Source organism: Psychroflexus halocasei, assembly GCF_900107595.1.
Taxonomy (GTDB): Bacteria; Bacteroidota; Bacteroidia; order Flavobacteriales; family Flavobacteriaceae; genus Psychroflexus; species Psychroflexus halocasei.
Genome location: NZ_FNQF01000009.1, coordinates 88,753 through 108,936, shown reverse-complemented (window position 1 = coordinate 108,936; position 20,184 = coordinate 88,753). Strand labels below are relative to the sequence as shown.

Annotated in this window: 21 protein-coding genes; 13 read left to right on the top strand and 8 right to left on the bottom strand. The window is 32.6% G+C overall.

The features are described from left to right. The first annotated feature begins 21 nt into the window (after nucleotides 1-21). From odhB to BLV84_RS10810, 7 genes are all read left to right on the top strand, one after another. Nucleotides 22-1,269 (top strand): 2-oxoglutarate dehydrogenase complex dihydrolipoyllysine-residue succinyltransferase, encoded by a 1,248-nt coding sequence (gene odhB, locus BLV84_RS10840; RefSeq protein WP_093245158.1) that lies wholly within the window; start codon nucleotides 22-24, stop codon nucleotides 1,267-1,269. Nucleotides 1,270-1,410: 141 nt separating this feature from the next. After that, nucleotides 1,411-2,706, top strand: coding sequence for an NAD(P)/FAD-dependent oxidoreductase (locus BLV84_RS10835; protein WP_093245154.1), 1,296 nt, complete (start codon nucleotides 1,411-1,413; stop codon nucleotides 2,704-2,706). Between the two features lie 10 nt (nucleotides 2,707-2,716). After that, nucleotides 2,717-4,300, top strand: coding sequence for a 4Fe-4S binding protein (locus BLV84_RS10830; protein ID WP_093245150.1), 1,584 nt, complete (start codon nucleotides 2,717-2,719; stop codon nucleotides 4,298-4,300). Then, entirely contained in the window at nucleotides 4,300-4,992 is a 693-nt protein-coding gene (locus BLV84_RS10825; RefSeq protein ID WP_093245147.1) for a glycosyltransferase family 2 protein, read from the top strand. Before BLV84_RS10830 ends, BLV84_RS10825 begins: the two co-directional genes overlap by 1 nt. Further along, complete coding sequence (locus BLV84_RS10820; protein WP_093245144.1) at nucleotides 4,989-6,431, top strand: cellulose synthase family protein; 1,443 nt, start codon at nucleotides 4,989-4,991, stop codon at nucleotides 6,429-6,431. Before BLV84_RS10825 ends, BLV84_RS10820 begins: the two co-directional genes overlap by 4 nt. A 5-nt stretch (nucleotides 6,432-6,436) precedes the next feature. Continuing rightward, nucleotides 6,437-7,831, top strand: coding sequence for an MptA/MptB family glycosyltransferase (locus BLV84_RS10815; protein WP_093245141.1), 1,395 nt, complete (start codon nucleotides 6,437-6,439; stop codon nucleotides 7,829-7,831). Between the two features lie 39 nt (nucleotides 7,832-7,870). Further along, the gene (locus BLV84_RS10810; protein WP_143521356.1) at nucleotides 7,871-8,587 is read left to right on the top strand and encodes a hypothetical protein; all 717 of its coding nucleotides are present in this window, start codon (nucleotides 7,871-7,873) and stop codon (nucleotides 8,585-8,587) included. On the opposite strand, the gene BLV84_RS10805 is transcribed toward BLV84_RS10810, so the two are convergent. Continuing rightward, nucleotides 8,584-10,245, bottom strand: a complete 1,662-nt coding sequence (locus BLV84_RS10805) for a MutS-related protein (RefSeq protein WP_093245125.1) — start codon at nucleotides 10,243-10,245, stop codon at nucleotides 8,584-8,586. The genes BLV84_RS10810 and BLV84_RS10805 overlap by 4 nt on opposite strands. A 272-nt stretch (nucleotides 10,246-10,517) precedes the next feature. Here BLV84_RS10805 and mnmD point away from each other — a divergent pair, with 272 nt between their 5' ends. Continuing rightward, on the top strand, nucleotides 10,518-11,204 hold the full coding sequence (gene mnmD, locus BLV84_RS10800) for a tRNA (5-methylaminomethyl-2-thiouridine)(34)-methyltransferase MnmC2 (protein WP_093245120.1): 687 nt from the start codon (nucleotides 10,518-10,520) through the stop codon (nucleotides 11,202-11,204). A gap of 2 nt (nucleotides 11,205-11,206) precedes the next feature. On the opposite strand, the gene BLV84_RS10795 is transcribed toward mnmD, so the two are convergent. Continuing rightward, nucleotides 11,207-11,572 (bottom strand): MmcQ/YjbR family DNA-binding protein, encoded by a 366-nt coding sequence (locus BLV84_RS10795; RefSeq protein WP_093245116.1) that lies wholly within the window; start codon nucleotides 11,570-11,572, stop codon nucleotides 11,207-11,209. Beyond that, complete coding sequence (gene hemW / locus BLV84_RS10790) at nucleotides 11,573-12,697, bottom strand: radical SAM family heme chaperone HemW (RefSeq protein ID WP_093245112.1); 1,125 nt, start codon at nucleotides 12,695-12,697, stop codon at nucleotides 11,573-11,575. Between hemW and BLV84_RS10785 the strand changes: the two genes are divergently transcribed. The 3 genes from BLV84_RS10785 (at nucleotide 12,696) to BLV84_RS10775 (ending at nucleotide 15,362) form a co-directional block, all read left to right on the top strand. Then, nucleotides 12,696-14,054: a metallophosphoesterase gene (locus BLV84_RS10785; RefSeq protein ID WP_317041021.1), complete on the top strand. Its 1,359-nt coding sequence runs from the start codon at nucleotides 12,696-12,698 to the stop codon at nucleotides 14,052-14,054. The two genes, hemW and BLV84_RS10785, sit on opposite strands and share 2 nt — an antisense overlap. A gap of 125 nt (nucleotides 14,055-14,179) precedes the next feature. Further along, nucleotides 14,180-14,764, top strand: a complete 585-nt coding sequence (locus BLV84_RS10780; RefSeq protein WP_093245107.1) for a sugar transferase — start codon at nucleotides 14,180-14,182, stop codon at nucleotides 14,762-14,764. A gap of 34 nt (nucleotides 14,765-14,798) precedes the next feature. Beyond that, entirely contained in the window at nucleotides 14,799-15,362 is a 564-nt protein-coding gene (locus BLV84_RS10775) for a nitroreductase family protein (protein WP_093245102.1), read from the top strand. On the opposite strand, the gene BLV84_RS10770 is transcribed toward BLV84_RS10775, so the two are convergent. Beyond that, a complete protein-coding gene (locus BLV84_RS10770) occupies nucleotides 15,359-15,859 on the bottom strand; it encodes a DUF456 domain-containing protein (protein WP_093245097.1) in 501 nt (166 codons plus the stop codon). The two genes, BLV84_RS10775 and BLV84_RS10770, sit on opposite strands and share 4 nt — an antisense overlap. 139 nt (nucleotides 15,860-15,998) lie before the next feature. On the opposite strand from BLV84_RS10770, the gene BLV84_RS10765 reads away from it, so the two are divergent. Then, entirely contained in the window at nucleotides 15,999-16,448 is a 450-nt protein-coding gene (locus BLV84_RS10765; protein WP_093245093.1) for a hypothetical protein, read from the top strand. Here the strand turns inward: BLV84_RS10765 and BLV84_RS10760 are convergent, their stop codons facing one another. From BLV84_RS10760 to BLV84_RS10750, 3 genes are read right to left on the bottom strand one after another with little or no spacing between them, the layout of a single operon-like run. Next, nucleotides 16,449-17,276, bottom strand: coding sequence for a hypothetical protein (locus BLV84_RS10760; RefSeq protein ID WP_093245089.1), 828 nt, complete (start codon nucleotides 17,274-17,276; stop codon nucleotides 16,449-16,451). Between the two features lie 21 nt (nucleotides 17,277-17,297). After that, nucleotides 17,298-18,431 carry a glycosyltransferase gene (locus BLV84_RS10755; RefSeq protein WP_093245084.1) on the bottom strand — a complete coding sequence of 378 codons (1,134 nt, stop codon included), beginning with the start codon at nucleotides 18,429-18,431 and terminating at the stop codon, nucleotides 17,298-17,300. Beyond that, nucleotides 18,428-19,357 (bottom strand): hypothetical protein, encoded by a 930-nt coding sequence (locus BLV84_RS10750; protein ID WP_093245080.1) that lies wholly within the window; start codon nucleotides 19,355-19,357, stop codon nucleotides 18,428-18,430. Before BLV84_RS10750 ends, BLV84_RS10755 begins: the two co-directional genes overlap by 4 nt. A gap of 34 nt (nucleotides 19,358-19,391) precedes the next feature. Between BLV84_RS10750 and ruvC the strand changes: the two genes are divergently transcribed. Then, entirely contained in the window at nucleotides 19,392-19,943 is a 552-nt protein-coding gene (ruvC, locus tag BLV84_RS10745) for a crossover junction endodeoxyribonuclease RuvC (RefSeq protein WP_093245075.1), read from the top strand. A gap of 45 nt (nucleotides 19,944-19,988) precedes the next feature. Here the strand turns inward: ruvC and BLV84_RS12465 are convergent, their stop codons facing one another. Further along, nucleotides 19,989-20,180: a hypothetical protein gene (locus BLV84_RS12465; protein WP_143521354.1), complete on the bottom strand. Its 192-nt coding sequence runs from the start codon at nucleotides 20,178-20,180 to the stop codon at nucleotides 19,989-19,991. Between the last annotated feature and the right edge of the window lie 4 nt (nucleotides 20,181-20,184).

Genomic DNA, 20,184 nt, shown 5'->3' with positions numbered 1-20,184 from the left:
GACGACGAAACAATAAATATTATGGCTTTAGAAATGAAAGTCCCTTCACCGGGCGAGTCTATAAGCGAAGTTGAAATCGCGGAATGGTTAGTCCAAGATGGCGACTACGTTGAGAAAGATCAAACAATCGCAGAAGTTGATTCTGACAAAGCAACATTAGAATTACCTGCAGAAGCAAGCGGAATTATTACGCTTAAAGCTGAAGAAGGTGATGTTGTTGATGTTGGTGGCGTTGTTTGCTTAATTGACACAGATGCAGAGAAGCCTTCAGGTAGCGATAGCGACAAGGAGGAAAAAAAGGAAGAGAAAAAATCTGACGAAAAGAAAGAAGAAAAGCAACCAACAAAAGAAGAGAAAGAATCTGATTCTAAAGAAAAAGAAACTTACGCTTCTGGTTCACCATCTCCTGCCGCCAAGAAAACACTTGACGAAAAAGGCATCGACGCCAAAGACGTTAAGGGAAGTGGTCGCGATGGTAGAATCACAAAAGACGATGCTGTCAAAGCTGAAGGCAAACCTTCTATGGGAACTCCTGGCCCTGGCAAAAGAGGTGAAAAAAGATCAAGAATGTCTATGCTTCGTCGTAAAGTCGCAGAAAGATTAGTGACAGCTAAAAATGAAACAGCGATGTTGACAACATTCAACGAAGCTGACATGAAGCCTATTTTTGATATCCGCTCTAAATACAAAGAGAAGTTTAAAGAAAAACACGGTGTGAGCCTTGGTTTTATGTCTTTCTTTACGCTTGCAGTTGTTCGTGCACTTGATGAATATCCTGCTGTTAATAGTATGATTGAAGGTCGAGAAATGATCACTTATGATTATAAAGATATCAGTATTGCTGTATCAGGTCCTAAAGGATTAATGGTTCCTGTCATGAGAAATGCAGAAAACTTAAGTTTCAGAGGTGTTGAGCAAGAAGTAAAACGCTTAGCAACACGAGCAAGAGATGGAAAAATTACCGTTGATGAAATGACAGGTGGTACTTTCACGATTTCAAACGGCGGCGTTTTCGGTTCTATGTTATCAACGCCAATTATCAATCCTCCGCAAAGCGGTATTTTAGGAATGCACAACATTATTGAAAGACCAGTTGCCATTGATGGTAAAGTTGAGATCAGACCGATGATGTATTTAGCATTATCTTACGACCACAGAATTATTGATGGCCGTGAGTCTGTCGGATTCTTAGTTGCTATTAAAGAAGCACTTGAAGATCCTGAAAAATTATTGATGGATGGAGATATCAAAAAAGCACTTGAGCTATAATTTATATCTTCTTTGAAAATATGAGAAAGAGGTTTGATTTGTCAAACCTCTTTTTTATTTTTTGGGAGTTTGTTTAGAAAATGAGTACATTCAATTTCTTAGTTTTATCCACTTTTAAGATTCAATAAACTTTAACAAAAATTGGTACAAGAGCACGTCATTATTATCGGTAACGGAATTGCAGGAGTGACTGCTGCGAGGCATATCAGAAAACTATCTGATAAAAGAATCACGATCATTTCTTCTGAATCAGAATATTTTTTTTCAAGAACTGCCTTGATGTACGTTTATATGGGACACATGAAGTGGAACCATCTCAAACCTTATGAAGATCAATTTTGGAAGAAAAATAGAATAAATCTCTTAAAAGCTTATGTAACCGAAATTAGTCCGGAAGATAAAAGTATCAAACTAGAGGATGGACGCCATTTACAATACACAGATTTAATCATAGCAACAGGCTCTGAACCTCAAAAGTTTGGCTGGAAAGGACAAGAGGCTCATGGCGTTCAAGGACTCTACAGCAAGCAAGATTTAGAACTTTTAGAAAAAAATGCACCTCACAATCGTGCTTGTAAAAGAGCTATCATCGTCGGTGGAGGATTAATAGGAATTGAACTTGCTGAAATGTTGTCAACACGTGACATTCCTGTTACATTTTTGGTTAGAGAAAAACATTTTTGGAACAACGTTTTACCCAAACACGACGCACAGCTTATTGATGAACACATCAAAAAACACCAAATCGATTTAAGGTTGAAAATAAATCTTGATGAAATTCTAACCGATGAAAACGGAAAAGTTAGGGCTGTCAAAATAAAGGAAACAGGCGAAACCATTCAATGTGATCTCGTTGGCTTAACAACAGGCGTTAAACCCAGATTAGAAATGCTAAGCCAAACTTCGATTGAAACAAATAGGGGTGTTCTTGTCAATCCTTATTTAAAAACAAATTATGACAATATTTATGCAATTGGAGATTGTGCTGAACATCGTGAAGCTATCCAGAACAGGCCTTCAATTGAAGCTGTTTGGTACACAGGAAAAATGATGGGCGAAACAGTCGCACAAACGATTTGTGGCAAACCGATGACCTACAATCCTGGACATTGGTTTAACTCGGCTAAATTTTTCGATATTGAATATCAAACTTATGGCTGGGTTTATCCTACCGAAATTGAAAATCACAAACAATTGCATTGGTCTCACTCAGATGGAACGAAAGCAATGACGGTGAACTTCAATAAAGAAAACGATAAATTTGTAGGTATCAATACATTCGGAATTAGATTGAGACATGAGGTTGTGAATGGATGGCTTGAGCAAAACAAAACAATTCTGGAAGTGATGAAAAATTTAAAACAAGCCAATTTTGATCCAGAGTTTTATCAGTCACATGAAAAAGATATTTTTAAAAGTTACCAAAAACATCTTTAATATTAAATAGATGAGCAAGTTTGAAAGAAACATGGCAATGACTGGTGAAAAGCCAGCCGCATTATCAAAAGCACAGAAGATATTTAGTGCTATTGGAATAACAGGACTTTTCATACTTATTTTAGCCATTGCAAATGTCAATTTTCCCAATAAAACACTTTTTTTAAGTCTAAGTCTCGGGCTCATGACTTTAGGAACAGTCGGTTTTTCTTATGACTTGTACAAAAGCAAACAACCTGGAATTAAAAATGATGGGGTTTGGTTTAAATCAATGACAAGTCGTGGGCTTTATGCATGGATAACAGCCTTAGCGTTAACGATGTTTTACGTTGCTTTATATTGGTATCCTGAATATTTAGGATTAAATAGCGAAGGCGCAAACACAGGTATCATCTCTCTTTTTGATCCATTGAGTCGCCTCATTAATGGCGGTCCAGCTAGTCAATGGTTTGTATACGGAACTTTATATACTTTGGCAATTTTCATTTTCGGATATAAATTCATTAAAAAATACAGACATAACAGATATGAAGTTTTGAGAACATTCTCGGTGATGTTTTTTCAGTTAGGCTTTGCCTTTTTGATTCCTGAAATTCTCATGCGATTGAATCAGCCTTACTTTAATCCAGCCAATATTTGGCCTTTAAATTATGATCTTTTTGCTGGCTATAAACTCGATTCATTTTTTAGCGCTGGTTCGATTGGCTTGATCATGTTCACTTTTGGCATTCTATCAATTTTTGTGATCTCTCCTATTCTCACCTACAAATATGGTAAACGCTGGTATTGCAGCTGGGTATGCGGTTGTGGTGGATTAGCAGAAACTGCTGGCGACCCTTACAGACATCTTTCTGATAAATCAGTTTTTGCATGGAAAGTTGAGCGTTGGGTGATTCACAGTGTTTTAGTTTTTGTAACAGTCATGACAATCGCTGTTATATATTCATATTTAGGTCAAAACCCAGACGAATTTTGGTTTACAAAAGATGTTTTTCTATGGAGTTCAGCTGGCTTTCTTAGCCTTGTTTTTGGTTTGCTCATGTATTTCAAAAAAGAAGAACTTGCCAAAGACGCAAAATATGCTGGAGCTGGTTACCTCATTGTGATCCTCTCAATGATATGTATCAATTACTTCAATTATAATCAAGATATTTTTCTTTTCCCAGCACACAAGCTTCGCGAAACTTATGGTTTTCTAATTGGTGCAGCTTTTTCTGGTGTAATTGGCGTTGGTTTCTACCCCATTTTTGGAAATCGTGTTTGGTGTCGTTTTGGCTGCCCGATGGCCGCAGTTTTAGGTATGCAACAACGCTTATTTTCTAAATTCAGAATCACAACAAATGGCGGACAGTGCATTTCTTGCGGAAACTGTTCTACCTATTGCGAAATGGGAATCGATGTTAGAGCTTATGCTCAAAAGGGAGAAAACATTGTGCGTTCATCTTGCGTTGGTTGCGGTATCTGTGCTTCAGTTTGCCCTCGTGGTGTATTAAAACTAGAAAACGATTCACTTGATAACCGCATTAATCAAAAAGAAATCACAACGGGTAACGACATTGATTTGATGGAATTTTTCAATGAGAAAACAAAATAATGAAAAAGAGTATTCGGGTTATTATTCCTGCTTTCAATGAAGCAGATTCCATCGGAAAAGTTGTTAGTCACATTCCTAAAATTGTCGATGAAGTGATTGTTATCAGTAATAACTCAACTGATCAAACTGAAGAAAACGCTAAAAATGCTGGTGCGACAGTTTTAAAAGAAAAGCAAAAAGGTTATGGCTATGCCTGCTTAAAAGGTATGGATTACATCAAAAATAATGCACCTGAAACTGACATAATTGTTTTTTTAGATGGAGACTTCAGTGATTATCCTGAAGATTTAACGCAAATTGTTTCCCCAATTATTAATGATCATTATGATTTTGTTTTGGGAGCTCGCCACAAAAAAGGAAGAGAAAAAGGTGCGATGACTTTCCCTCAGGTTTTTGGAAACTGGCTTTCTACAACTCTCATGAAGATTTTATACAATGCAAAATTTACTGACCTTGGTCCTTTTAGAGCTATCAAATACGATAAGCTGTTGATGCTTGATATGCAAGACAAGACTTATGGCTGGACAATTGAAATGCAATTGAAAGCACTAAAATATAATTTGAAGTATAAGGAAGTTAAGGTAAATTACAGAAACAGAATCGGAACTTCTAAAGTCTCAGGAACTGTGAAAGGTGCTGTTTTTGCTGGTATAAAAATAATTGGTTGGATTATTAAATATCCTGCAAAGTGATTTTGACATATCTCATCCTTATCATCTATGCGCTACTTTTGCTCTTAGTTTTTCTTTACAGTTTAGTGCAATTTGATCTTTATCTTAAATACAGGAATCAACCTCAAAAGCATAAAATCAAACAGCTTAAATCTTGGCCTAAAGTCACAATTCAACTTCCTATTTTTAATGAAAGTTACGTTGTTGAACGCTTGATACATAATATTGTCAAAATAGATTATCCTCAAGATAAAATAGAGATCCAGATTCTCGATGATTCTACAGACGAATCAATCATCAAAACAAAAAAAATTGTTGAAAACTATCAACATCAAGGTGTCAACATCAAACACATCTGGCGAAAGAACCGCGTTGGCTTCAAGGCAGGCGCCTTAAAAGAAGGTTTGAAAAATGCTGAAGGTGAGTTTATTGCTGTTTTTGATGCCGACTTTATGCCTTCATCAGATTGGCTTAAAAAGACAATTCCGCATTTTAGCGATGATAAAATTGGTGTGGTTCAAACGCGTTGGGGACACATCAACAGAGAAGATAGTTTGTTGACCAAAATTCAAGCTTTTGCACTAGATTTTCATTTTACACTTGAGCAAGTTGGCAGAAATCTTTCAAAACATTTTATCAATTTTAATGGAACCGCAGGTGTTTGGCGTAAAACCTGCATCATTGATGCTGGCAATTGGCAAGGTGATACTCTGACGGAAGATTTAGATTTAAGCTATAGAGCTCAGCTCAAAAATTGGGAATTCGTATATCTTGAAGGTGTTGTTGCTGAAGCTGAACTTCCAGCTGTTATGAGTGCAACACGATCGCAACAATTTAGATGGAATAAAGGCGCAGCAGAAAATTTTAGAAAGAATTTCAAAAAAGTTTTTCAAAGTTCAGAGATGAGTTTAAGAACAAAAATTCATAGCTTTTTTCATCTGCTTAATAGTAGTATGTTTCTTGTTGTCCTATTGCTCGCCATAATCAGCGTTCCTTTATTATTTATCAAAGCAACTCATCCCGAATTAAAATGGTTTTTTTATGCGATGAGTATTTTGGGCATAAGCACTATTTTATTTTTAATTGTTTACTGGAAAAGCTTTAAATCGATAAATGAACAATCAAAAGTTAATTTCTTTGAATTCATCTTTTTATTTGTCTCTTTTTTCTCTGCTGCAATGGGTTTATCATTACATAATTCAATTGCTGTTTTGGAAGGACACTTTGGAAAGAAATCTGCTTTTATCAGAACGCCTAAACTTAATAATGTATTAGAAAACAACACTTATATTAAGAAACAAATATCAGTCGTCAATATTCTTGAAGTTTGCTTGGCAATCTATTTCGCATTCGGGATTTATTCAGCTTTTCGATTAAATGAATACGGTTTATTATTCTTTCATGTGATGTTGTTTTTAGGTTTTAGTTTTGTTTCTTACAAGAGTATTTTTTCAAAATAGATTAATTGAAAGCATTAAATTTTATACATCAAAACAAAAAGTTAGCAGGTTTTCTATCGATTGCTTTGATGCTACTTGTTTATGCTGAACTAAGCTTTAATACAGAGCGTTACGAACACCTGAAGCTTTTTAGTTATTATGGACTTGCTTTCGGATTCAGTATAATTCTAACGGAACTTTTCAAAAAAAAAGTTTGGCTACTTTTTGGTTTAGCAATCATCATTCGGCTTTTTTTCATTAATCACATTCCTGCTTTATCACAAGATTTTTATAGATTTATTTGGGATGGAATGCTCAACTGGGAAGGCTATAATGCTTATGTCGCTTTACCTCAAACATTTTTAGAAAAACATCATCTAGAGAATCTCGGTTTCGCAAAATTCCTTGTACAGAAAATGGGTGATTTAAGCGCTGGGAATCATACAAATTATCCACCAATAGCGCAATGGATCTATACTTTAAGCTACGGAGTTTCCAAAGATTCACTAATCAACAACATAATTTTTTTGAGAGCAATCAACTGGTTAGCTGAAATAGGAATCATCTTTTTTTTGATAAAAATTTTAAAATTTCTCAAAATAAAAAAACACTATGTTTTTTACTTTATTCTTAACCCGTTAATAATACTAGAAATCACGGGGAATCTGCACTTTGAAGTTGTAATGCTATTTTTCTTTTTAGGATTCATCTATCACATGTTAAAGAATTCATCTGTGAGATTAATCTCAATTTTCTTGTCATTATCCATTTTGTCAAAATTACTTCCGTTAATTATTTTTCCATTAATTCTTAGCTATCAATTTTACAGAGGAAACAATAAAAAGAATTTTATAAAATCAACTCAAATTCTTCTTCTATCAAGTTTAATAATTGGTTTAGCCTACGTCAATTTCATTGATGAAAATTTGATTTCATCTTATCAAAGTAGTTTAAGTTTGTGGTTTCAAAAATTTGAATTTAACGCGAGTTTGTATTATATTTTTAGAGAAATCGGATATCAATGGGTAGATTATAATGCGATAAGTTTAATCGGGAAACTCCTTGCTATTAGCATCTTTAGCTTGGTGATATTCACGAGTTTTTATCAATATAAAAACAACAGAGAAGTCGATTTTTTAAAACGTATTGTTTATATATTTACAATTTATTTGCTGCTCTCAACAACGATACACCCTTGGTATTTAATTCTGCCTTTTGGTGTTAGCATGTTAACGAAACAAAAATTGTTTTGGGTATGGAGCTTGAGCATCATTTTGAGCTACCACGCTTATCATCAAAATTATTTCAGTGAGAATCTATGGATAGTTATGATTGAATATGCTTTTATTTTTTTAGTTATCATATTATCTAAAAGGTATCATTATTTATTTCAAAAAAAGATTAAACATCTTGAAAATTAAAATTCAATCATTAAATATTGTTTAATTTTACATCAAAAAATGTTGAAATACATAACATGTGCTTTTTTACTCATGAGTTTTTCAGTTCTGATGTCTCAAAACAGGTTTTATGAACTGAGAGTAGAAAATGATTCTATTATTTTCATTAACAATAAAGCAGTTAATCTCAACGAGCTTCATCAAGTTTTGACTGAAGAATATACCCCGAAAATTCATGATTCTGAGCATCTCACTAGTTTAACTCTCATCGTTGACCATACAACAAGCGATCTTTTTATTGATGAAATTAAAGAAAAAATCCGGAAAACAGATTATAATGTTTTAAACATTCAAAGATCCTCTATTCAAAATTTTTCGAATAGTAGTGTCGTTACAAAAAGCATAATTTCTCAATATAATACGTTGATTAGGTATTGGAAATCGCTTGAAGAAGATGAGCGCTATTACAGAGAAATAGAGTTAAACTTTATCAAAGATATTTATAAGAAAATGAGCTTTGAACAGCAAGTCAATAATGAAAAGCTTCCTAGCTTCCTACCAATATTTAACAAAGAACCCGAGCAAAACAAAATTGAACAATTTCTTTTTGAGAAATGGTTTTTTGACGATGCTTATCTAGTCAAGATAGATGGTGAAAAGATTGAAAAGACTTCACTTAGCAGTTATAAGCCCACAGATTTTGATCATTATTTTATTGAAAGAAAAATCATTGGTGAACAAAAAATTGATGTGATTAATTTAGTTTTAAAAGATTAAACAATATTCATTTTCTTCATCAAGAAAGAAGCATTCATATTCTCACAAATACCTGATTTCAATTTATAGTCAAAAGTTAAGTTATCATTTGTAATATCTGCATCAAAATGATAATTACTAATTTCTTGATGTTCATTTTCTAATGTACAAAGGCTTAAATCATGCGTTGCGATCACACCCTGACTCGATGTTTTTAATAATCTCTCCACATATTTTTTAGAACCTTCAGCTTTGTCTTTTGAGTTTGTTCCTTTTAAGATTTCATCTAAAATGATAAAATAATCATCCTTTTCACTGTGATCGATTATGTACTTTAATCGACTCAATTCAGCATAAAAATAAGAGGATTCATCCATCAATGAATCTGAAGTTCGCATACTTGTAATCAATTTAATCGGTCTGTATTCTGAAGATTCTGCACGAACTGGCAAACCCAAATTAGACATTAAAATCTGTAAAGATAAGGTTCTCAAAAAAGTACTTTTCCCAGCCATATTTGCTCCTGTCACAATCAGAAATTCTTGAGAAGAGATCTTGAAATCATTTTTAACAGCAACACCTTCATCTAGTAACGGATGAACAGCTTTCTCAGATTTGATAACAAATTCACTCTTATCATCTAAAATTTCAGGATAATTATAAGTCGTTTTATTATACGCCAAGTTGGCTAAACTGTGATAAGCATCAAACTCAGCTATGCAATAAAACCAATTAGAAACATCAGTTTTATTATTGATGATCCATTGCTCAATAATGTAAGTGTATTTTGCATCCCACAACAAAAATGCATTTAAAAACAAACCTAAAAGAAGATTATTACGTTGTTCAAATCCATCAATCGCACGATTGATCTTTCTCAGTCTTTCTGAAGCTTTTGGCGTACTTTTTATTTTAGATTGTAATTCTTTTAAAAGTTCACTTTCAAAATTTTCATTTTCTATATCGGAAATCAACTTTTGATAACTCTGAAAAAAGCTTTGCATCCGACTGATATCTTGATATAATTTCGTTGTTTTTTTAACGTAAACTCCAACGATAATTAAACCGATAAACATCCATAGTAAAAGCTGCATCACCTTGATTACATCGAAGAAGTATAAGCCGATAACAACAAGCGATAAAACTGAAAAAACAGTTGGCAGCCAGCGCATTATTTTAGGTACAAAAGTTTTGTAACTCGACACCCAATCATGAATTTCTTTAGTACTTGTTTGCGTTTCAACCCGCATGGCTTCAGCTGAAAATGATTGACGATAATCAACCTTTCTAGCAAGCTCTTGTATGGCTTTTTGCTTTTGATGAATATGATCGTGATCATTTGAGGTCAATAAATTTGCTAACTTCTGCTCTCCTTCTTTTAAAGCTGTTCTATTTAAAAATTGAAAAAATGAACGCAAGCCAAACAAATCAATATCATGGCTAAACTCATGTGTTGGATCCGTATAATTTTCACCATCTGCAAAAGCTGAATAATCACCGTTAAGCGCTTGAATCTCGTTTTGATTAATCGTAATTATATTCAATAAAATTGTTTTTTGATCTACAATTTTCTGATGTCTCGTAACGAGTACCAAAAAGAGAATGATGAAAACAATTATTGTTCCGATGACAAATCTTGCTGAGCCCCAAAACCAATAAACAGAAAATAGCGTTGCCATAAACACAAAAAGCCTGAAAAGGCTTGATAACAACAATTTGGACTTAACTTTATTAAGTTTCAGATTCGTTTTAGAGATTTTATCTTCGTAGAATTGAATGTTCACATTTCTGAATTTAGCTAACAAAACTAAGTTTTTTTGAATAATAAATAGAGTTTTAATCTCAGACTTTACTTAAGAGAATTTAAAAATGAGTCACCTCTTACACTAGGCTTTCACAAAGATTTGACTACTTCAAGAAATAGCTTAAATTTGAAAAGATTTACAATTTTATGCTTTCACACCAAATCATCACAACCAAAGATGGCTCAACAACCATTCAAATTCCAGAATGGAATGAGCAGTACCATTCTAAACATGGTGCAATTCAGGAAGCCAAACATGTTTTTTTAAAGACAGGCTTAGCTTCTCTTGATCTTGATTATTTCAGAGAAAATGATATAGAAATTACGGTTCTTGAAGCTGGTTTTGGAACAGGTTTGAATGCGCTTCTCTCCTATTTCTGGGCGAAAGAAAACAAAGTAAAAGTTAATTATATCAGCCTAGAAGCTTTTCCTGTTGCAGAAAAAGAAGTTTCGAAACTCAACTATCCTCAACAGATTGAAGGCGAACAAGCTGATGCTATTTTTAAGAAATTACATTCTGCTATTTGGGATAAAAGAACAGAGATTTCATCAAATTTCAAATTACATAAAATACATCAAAAATTTGATCAGCTCAGTTTAATCGATACCGCAAATATTGTGTTTTATGATGCTTTCGGCCCACGTGTTCAACCTGATTTATGGGACATGAAAACTTTAGAATTATTTAAAACTGCCTTAAAAGATAAAGGAGTTTTTGTCACTTATTGTGCCAAAGGAAGTGTAAGGCGTAATCTTGAAAGCTTGGGCTTTAAGATGAAACGCATGCCTGGCCCACCCGGAAAAAGAGAAATGTTACGTGGCGAATTAATTTAAATTTACTTCAATGATTCTCGCTTTGATTTTGGTAATTTACTCACCACCAATTTGTAACTATGCAAAATAAAGTGTTTGACTTTTTTTTCTGAAAATTCACTTGTTTGCAGCATTAAAGTGTTCCAATGCTTTTTATTCATGTGATAACCTGGCAGAACAGTTTGCGGATATTTCTCCCTCAATTCGGCAGCAACACCTGGATCGCATTTTAGGTTAAGACTTTGCTCTCCTTTTTCCCAATTTGAAAGTGGAATCAAAGCAAAAATCTTGTCAAAAACTTTAAAAACTAAAACATCTTTATCAAAAGGAAATGATTCAGTCACTTCTTTGTGTGACAAGCAAAAATCTCTTATTTGTTCTATGTCCATTTAAATAATTCTAAAAAGTTCAGATGAAATACCATCCGTTAAAAATCGTGAACTTGGCGTAATGTGTATAAATCCATCAATCAATTCAAGATGGTTTTCTTCAACTAAAGGTGAAACTTCTCTTTGAATATGATCATAAAAAACTTGACCAAAATCATTTTTGATTTTTTGTAAAGAAACACCAAATTTGGTGCGTAAACCTGTCATGATATATTCATTAAACCGGTCACTTTTGGTTAGAGTCTCAACTTCACTTGGCAGTTTACCACTTTCAATCGCCTTAATATATTTGATGTTGTTATTAATATTCCAGCTTCGCTTTTTACCATCAAAGGAATGCGCGGCAGGACCAATTCCTAAATAAGATTTTCCCGTCCAGTAAGCCATATTATTTTGCGAGTAATAACCCGCTTTTCCAAAATTAGAAAACTCATAATTATCAAAGCCATTAGCTGACATTTCTTCACATAAAACTTCATAATGTTCTCTCGCTAAGGCATCATCAACGGGTTTGATGATTTCTTTTTCAATAAATTTTGCTAAGGCTGTTTGTGGCTCTACAGTCAATGCATAACATGAGATATGCGGAACATTTAGCTCAAAAACTTTATTGATATTTTCTTTCCAACGTTGAATCGACATCTCAGGAATTCCGTAGATAAGATCTATTGAAATATTATCAAAATACTTTTTTGCGAGTTGAATTGATTTGTGCGCTTCTTCAGAATTATGCGCACGATTCATCATTTTTAAATCTTTTTCAAAAAAAGACTGCACACCTATACTTAAACGATTTACTTTAGTTTGACTGAGTTCCTTCAGGTAATTTTCATCTAAATCATCTGGGTTTGCTTCTAAGGTAATTTCAGCATTTTCATCAACATTAAGCTCTTTATGAATTTGATTAATAATTTTAGTCACTTCATCCTGATTTAATAAACTCGGTGTGCCTCCTCCAAAATAAATTGTTTTTATGTTTGGAGAAATTTCATCACGACGCAAACTTATTTCTTTCATCAGAGAAGAGACTAGTTGCTCTTTATATTTCATTGAAGTTGAAAAATGAAAATCACAATAATGACATGCTTGTTTGCAAAAAGGAATATGAATATAGATACCTGACATGCGACAAAGTTATGATGTATATCTGAAAATTGCGACAAAGTATAATTTAAATTTAAATGATAGCCAATATTACAAACCTGCATTTATATTTGCGCCTAAAAAAAATATGCGGTGGCTGCTGTTCTTTATAATTGTTTTTATACTTGAGATTTATGCTTTTCAAGCTATAAGACGATTAACTTCTTCAAAAAAATTACGCATTACATACTTTTTGCTAAGTTTTTTACCAATTATCATCTTGATCTATAATTTTTACAACAACACTGAAGACAAAACATTTAATGAGTACAGAGCGATTGTGCTTGGAATTGTGCTTGCTGTTTACTCACTTAAAAACATGCTTATTTTGTTCTTGTTTGGAGAAGACATTTTTAGGAGTTTTCGTTATATTTATAAAAAGCTTAAAAAGCCTTCTGAGCATGTTCAAATTGAAGGTCGTCGTAAATTTATAAGTCAAATCGCTATGGGACTTGGTTCTATTCCTTTTTTCTCTCTTATTTATGGTATGTTTCAAGGGAAATATAATTTTAAAGTCTTGACCTATGAACTCGCCTTTGAAGATTTACCAGAAGAATTTGACGGTTATCAAATCACCCAATTAAGCGATATTCATTCGGGAAGCTTCAACAATCATGAGAAAATAAAATACGCTATTAACCTCATTAACAAACAAGAGTCTGACGCGCTCATGTTTACAGGTGATCTTGTAAATAGTTTAGCCTCTGAAATGGATGATTGGAAAGATCTTTTTGGTCAATTAAAGGCAAAAGATGGGATTTATTCAATTTTGGGCAATCACGATTATGGCGATTACTATAAATTTAAAGAGCCAAAAGATAAAGAAGAGAACTTTAAGAACTTCTTGAAAGTTCATGAAGAAATGGGTTGGCAGATGCTCAGAAATGAACACAGACTCATCAAAAAAAACGATGCGCATTTAGCCGTAGTTGGTGTTGAAAACTGGGGAAAAGGTCGTTTCAAAAAAGCTGGCAACATCGATAAAGCTTGCGAGGGTTTAATCCAAAAAGATTTTAAAATCGTATTGAGTCACGATCCATCATACTGGGACAAAGTTTTACATCAGCATGAAAAAAATCTTCATTTAACTTTAAGTGGACACACACATGGAATGCAATTTGGCATTGAAATTCCTGGGTGGTTTAAATGGAGTCCGATCCAGTATCGATATAAGCAATGGGCCGGAGTTTATGAATTCAAAAAACGTTACATCAACGTCAATAGAGGATTTGGATACTTAGCTTATCCAGGTCGAGTTGGGATTTGGCCAGAAATAACAGTTATTAAATTTAAGAAAGGAAATTCTGATCAATCAAAAACAGTAGCTGTTAAATCTTAAAATAAAATACTTTTTTGAGTTTAAAAGCATAAAAATAACATACATTTATTTTCTGTATTTTTAGAGATTCAGTTTAAAATCTAACAAATAGGAAGTCAGCATTTAAATGAGCCGTTTACGAATTTATGTATCAATTTTATATTAAACCATTTTTTGATTTTTTAGGCGCTTTTCTTCTTTTCGTCTTTTTGACACCCGTTTTATTGATACTCTCTATCATCCTTTCAATTACACATCGGTCAAGCCCTTTTTTTATTCAAACACGTATAGGCCAACATCAAAAGAAATTTAAAATTTTCAAATTTAAAACCATTAATAAAAATGGGAAAACGACAAGATTTTTGGCGTTTTTAAGACGCAGTAAACTTGATGAATTACCACAATTGATCAATATTATGGCGATGCAAATGAGTTTTGTAGGACCTCGGCCAGATATACCAGGATATTATGACCAATTAGGAGAAAAATATAAAAACATAAGCAAGTTAAAGCCAGGATTAACTGGTTATGCTTCTCTACATTTTTCCAACGAAGAGCAGATTTTAAAATCACAAAGTGATCCGTTAAACTATAATGACACCGTCATTTTTCCTCAAAAGTTAAAATTAAACTCTCAATATGCTGAAGATATCAGTTTTTCAACAGATATTAAAATCATTTTAAAAACTGTGCTCTTACCATTTCGTTCATCATCTGAACTTGATTCCTGAAGTTAAATCAATTAGATTTACGGTAAAAATTTCTATGCAAACGATTGCTGATATTATCAAGAAAAGAAGATCAATCTACCCACATCAATATAATGATGAAAAAGTTTCAAAAAAAGAAATTCAAAAACTTTTAGAAGCGGCAAATTGGGCACCAACACATCGCAAAACTGAGCCTTGGCGTTACAAGGTTTTAGAAGGAAAATCTAAAACAAAATTTAGTGCGTTTGTTGGTTCATTATATCTCAAGTCAGCTGATAAGCCTTCTAAATTTAAGCAGAGAAAAATTATTGATAAGTTTCAGAAATCGTCAGCAGTTATTGCAATTTGCTTACAAAGAGATCTTAAAGAAAGCGTTCCAGAGTGGGAAGAAGTTGCCGCTGTAGCAATGTCGGTTCAGAACATGTGGCTACTTGCGACTGAAATGCAAATAGGATGCTACTGGAGTTCGCCAAAAATGATTAAGGATTTTGGAGAATTCTTTGATTTTAAAGAAGGTGAAAAATGCTTAGGCTTGTTATATTTAGGAAAAACAGATGAGGAGTGGCCAGAAGGTGAGCGACAAACTTCAATAGATGAAAAGATTGAATTCTTTGATTAAAATATCAAATCACGATAATTGATGATTTGATAAATGTAATACACGCTAAAAGCTAAACTAAAAGTAAACTTCATCAAAGTTGATCCTAAGAAACCTAGAAACGAACCATAAGCAGCACGAAGAGCTGTTTTTCCTTTGCTTTTATTAAAAATAAATTCACCTATAAAAGCACCAACAAATGGCCCTATCAAAAATCCGAAAGGGATTGGTGCAATGAGCCCAACGATAAGTCCTATTGTGGTTCCTATCACGCCATATTTACTACCACCATAAGATTTTGTACCAATCGCAGGAACGATATAATCTAGCAAGAATACAACTAAAGCAACCACAAAGGTCACAATAAGAATAGTATAATTCATCGGGATTACTGGTGCTAGATAAAAAAACAACAAACCCAACCAGCACAAAGGAGGACCTGGCAGAACCGGTAAAAAGCTACCGAGAATGCCAACAATACAAAGTATAAAACCAATAGTGATTAATAGAATGCTCATTTTTTTATTGTAAATATAAAATATCTCAGAATACAAAACTGATTTTAAGATTGTTAAAAAGGAAGAAGTATTAAAGTCAAAACATATCATATCTTTGTGAAGATTGAATTAAAATCAGACTTATTTTTAATTTAGCATCATGAAATCAATTTTAGCTGTTTTATTTATTTTCCTGATTTTAGGATGCCAAAAATTTGAAAAGCAAAATGCACAACAAATTTTAGAAAACGAAAAACAGCATATCAATTGGAATGAAGTTGATATTTATCCAGGTTTTGAATTTTGTAAAGAAGGATTAAGTAAAGAAAAAAGCTTCTTATGCTTTACTGAAAATATTGGTGCTTATTTAAATCTAGATCAATGTCTTCCTACTCAACTTAAAAACACAAGCGATTGTTTTCAATTGCACTTGAGTGTTTCTAAAAGTGGAGAAATAATCTTCGACTCATTAGCTTCTTCGACAAAAAATAATTTAAAACTTTCACAGAAAATTGATAGCTGCATCTCTAAATTAGAACCTGTTTACCCAGCGCAAAAAAGAAGTGTTCCTGTTAAACTGAGTTTTGATATTCCTTTACAATTTAAATAGTTATAAAGCGAAGCGCAAACCAAAACTGAAGTCAAGAGGCGTTTCACCGTTATCGTTCACACCAAGAGCAACAAAATCATTATAACTCAAAAAAATTGTTGTAACCTTAGAAACATTAAAATTAAGACTTGCGCCAAAACTAATTGGCGTATCAAGTGCAGTTGCCTCCTGGTCTTCAACCACCAGTTCTTCATCTTGATTGTAATATGAATTTTCAAATGAAACGTAGTTCAAACTAAAAAATTCTACATTAGCAGCAGCATAAAAATACTTTGTATCAATAAATCTGAATCTGTAATTTAAAGTTAATTGAGAAAGATTAAAATCGTAATCTGACGTATTTATCGTTTGATTAAACTGAAAGAAAAGGCTGTGTCTTCTAAACATCTTTCTATTATAGAGCTCAAGTTCAGCTCCAATAATACCATATTTCTCGTTATTTGGATTGGTGAACAAAAATTCATTTGAAACACCTCCATAAACACTTAATCCAAGACTAAGCTTATCTATTTTTTCGTCAATACGATGATTAAATTTTTCTGTAAATATCACAAAAGCTCGCGTTCTATAGCTCAAATTCTTAATATCTAAAGAACGGTCAAGCAAGCTTTCGATTTGCTGTCTATAATTATCTCTTTCTAATAATACGTGTTTGTTATTATAGCTCATGATGTAGAGATGATCACCAGTCGTTTTCTCTGAATACAAGCTTAACTCACCGTCAACTAAAGGTTTTACATCATAAACTTTTTGATCTATGGTCAAATTATTTTGCGCACTCGCAAAAAATACTAAAAATAATAAACAAAGTGAGTAGGTGAACTTCATAGTGAGGTAAATTAAATATGTTTAAATTTTAAATTGGCGTGACTTCCAACTATAATTTTGATTTGCTAATGCAAAAATAAAAATAAAAAGACTAAAAGGATAAACTATGTAGAATAATAAAAGTTCTTTTGCACAAAACCCTAAATGAAACTTCTTAGAAAATTGATTTAAAAGCCGATAATCGATAATGAATTTGACAATTATGAACAAACTAAAAATAAGTTCTATTTGATTTAAAAAAAACAATAATATAAAGCCAAAAACCATATTTATTTGCCCTAAAAACAAAATTAAACCTATACGTTTTGCAGTTCTATTCTTTACATATTTAGACTTAAGAAACCATCTTTTGCGCTGTTGAACTAAAGCTGAAAAAGATTCTTGAGAAGCAGATAAAACTATTTCAGGAAATTCTAAATATCTGATTTTACGTTCCATTTGAATGAATCTTTCCAATAAAAAAACATCATCACCACTCGCAATATTCATGTTGTTTTGATAAGGATTTAATTTCAAAAAAACAGAACGTTTAAAGCTCATGTGCGCAGCGTTATTTGCAATTGGTTTTCCATGAATCATGCAAGACATGCTCACAGCCTGAATTGCCATAAAATCATAGTATTGAAATTGACTCAGAAAGGTGTTTTTCTTTATAAAGCTCACCGCTCCCGCTATCAAGTCTGGTTGTTGATCGATAATCTGTAAATGATGTGCCTTGAGTATCCCATTTGGTAAAACACAATCTGCATCCGTTGTTAATACATATTCTCCAGAAGCTTGACTCACGCCATATTTAACCGCTTGTTTTTTAGTTGATAAACCAACATCTGATAAATGAAAAAGACGAATATTCATATCAAATTTATTGATCAAATCAATCATTTCAGTTCTTGACATATCTGACGAATGATCATCGATCAGAATGAGTTCAAATTTATCCAATGGATAATCTATTTCTGATACGGATTGTAATAATTTTGGGAGATTATTAGCTTCATTCCTGAAAGATATTAAAACACTAAATCTTGTCAATTCAGAATCTGAATTAAATTTTTGTTCAGAAAATTTAAAATTTGAAATTTTCCTTATTGCCCAACCAATTGTGAGGAAATATAGAATTGCAATAGCACTGAATATGATCATAAGTAAACTCAACTTAAAGCTGTTTTTTTAAGTGTATGTTGACTTAACAAAACAGTTCCTATGATTGCTGGCAAAGCAAAGTTAAGAAACCACATAACAAAACTAACAAGCCCAACCGCAGTAGCAGAAACACCTAAATAATTAAATATAAAAATGGCGACACTTCCTTTAATAGCGAAATCAACAATAAAAAAACTCGGTAAAAATGAAGCAAATAAATACATCAAATTAATCGCCATCATCGTTTCAAGATAATCAACTTCAATTATAAAATTCAATAAAAAGAAATATTGATGGCTAAAAACTAAATGCTTGATTAAAGATAGCGTAATTAATAGCATCAATTGTTTTGGCCTTTTGATCAGTAGAGATTTTATTTTATTTTGAAAATTTTCCTTTGTGAAAAATAAGATTGTCGCAGATAAAATCACTAATATCAATACTGAATACATAATTGTATTATTTAATTCTAAACCATAATATTTTACAAAATAAAACAAAGCAATTAGACCAAAAACTAAGGTACTCATCAATTGCGAGTACGAAGTTCTAAAATTTGCCAATAAAACTTTTTTCCTATTTCTTTTATGAAAAAAAATGAATTTGGCAGCATACTCCCCAATACGTTGCGGCGTAAAAATGGCGATACTATGAGATGCAAATGAATGATAAGCTGCTTTTGAAAAATTAATTTTGCGAAAATGAGAAACTGAAATTTTCCATTTTAGAAACTCTATAGACCAATTTAACACAGAAATAAAGAGTACAGCGCTAAGAGGTAAAAGCTTATCAATTAAGTTGATATTTTCTTGGTAAGCAACAAGAGTATTGACATATTGTTTTTCCTCTGAAATCTCATAAGAAATATAAAGCAAACAAATAATAGCTACAATGAGCTGAAGTCCTTTGATAAATATTTGTTTAGTTTTGTTTGTCATGAGATTGACAAAAGTAATAAATTAAAATACTGTAATGGCTGAAAAAATTATTTTAGGAATTGACCCAGGAACAACCATTATGGGGTTTGGCGTTATTAAAATTGATGGCAAAAAAATGTCATTTATACAAATGAATGAATTAGATCTTAAGAAATATAAAGATCATTACACTAAATTAAAATTAATTTTTGAGCGAACAATTGAACTGATAGACAGTCACCATCCTGATGAAATTGCTATTGAGGCACCTTTTTTTGGGAAAAACGTTCAATCAATGCTAAAGTTGGGGCGAGCTCAAGGTGTTGCTATGGCAGCAGGTTTGTCAAGAGAAGTGACAATTACAGAGTATTCTCCAAAAAAAATAAAAATGGCAATTACAGGAAACGGAAATGCCAGCAAAGAACAAGTTGCGAGAATGTTACAAAGTACATTAAAATTAAAAAGCCTTCCAAAAAACTTAGATGCTACAGATGGACTTGCAGCTGCTGTTTGTCATTTCTATAACAGCTCAAAAACAATAGGCTCAAAATCTTACACAGGTTGGGAAGCCTTTATTTCTCAAAATAAAAAACGTGTCAAAAAATAAAGCCGTTACGAATTGTAGCGGCTTTATCATTTGAGTTAAACAATATTATTTTTTAAGCTTCTTGAACCCTAGGTAGGCTCCAGCTGCTAATGCAATCCCAATCAACCCATTAATAGGAGCTGCTGGTATATCTTGCACATTATCATTAAAACCTAGCGCATCTTCCAATGATTGCGCTTCAGCTGTAAAACTGACAGCCAAAAACATAATGATTAAATATTTATACAATGATTTCATAGCT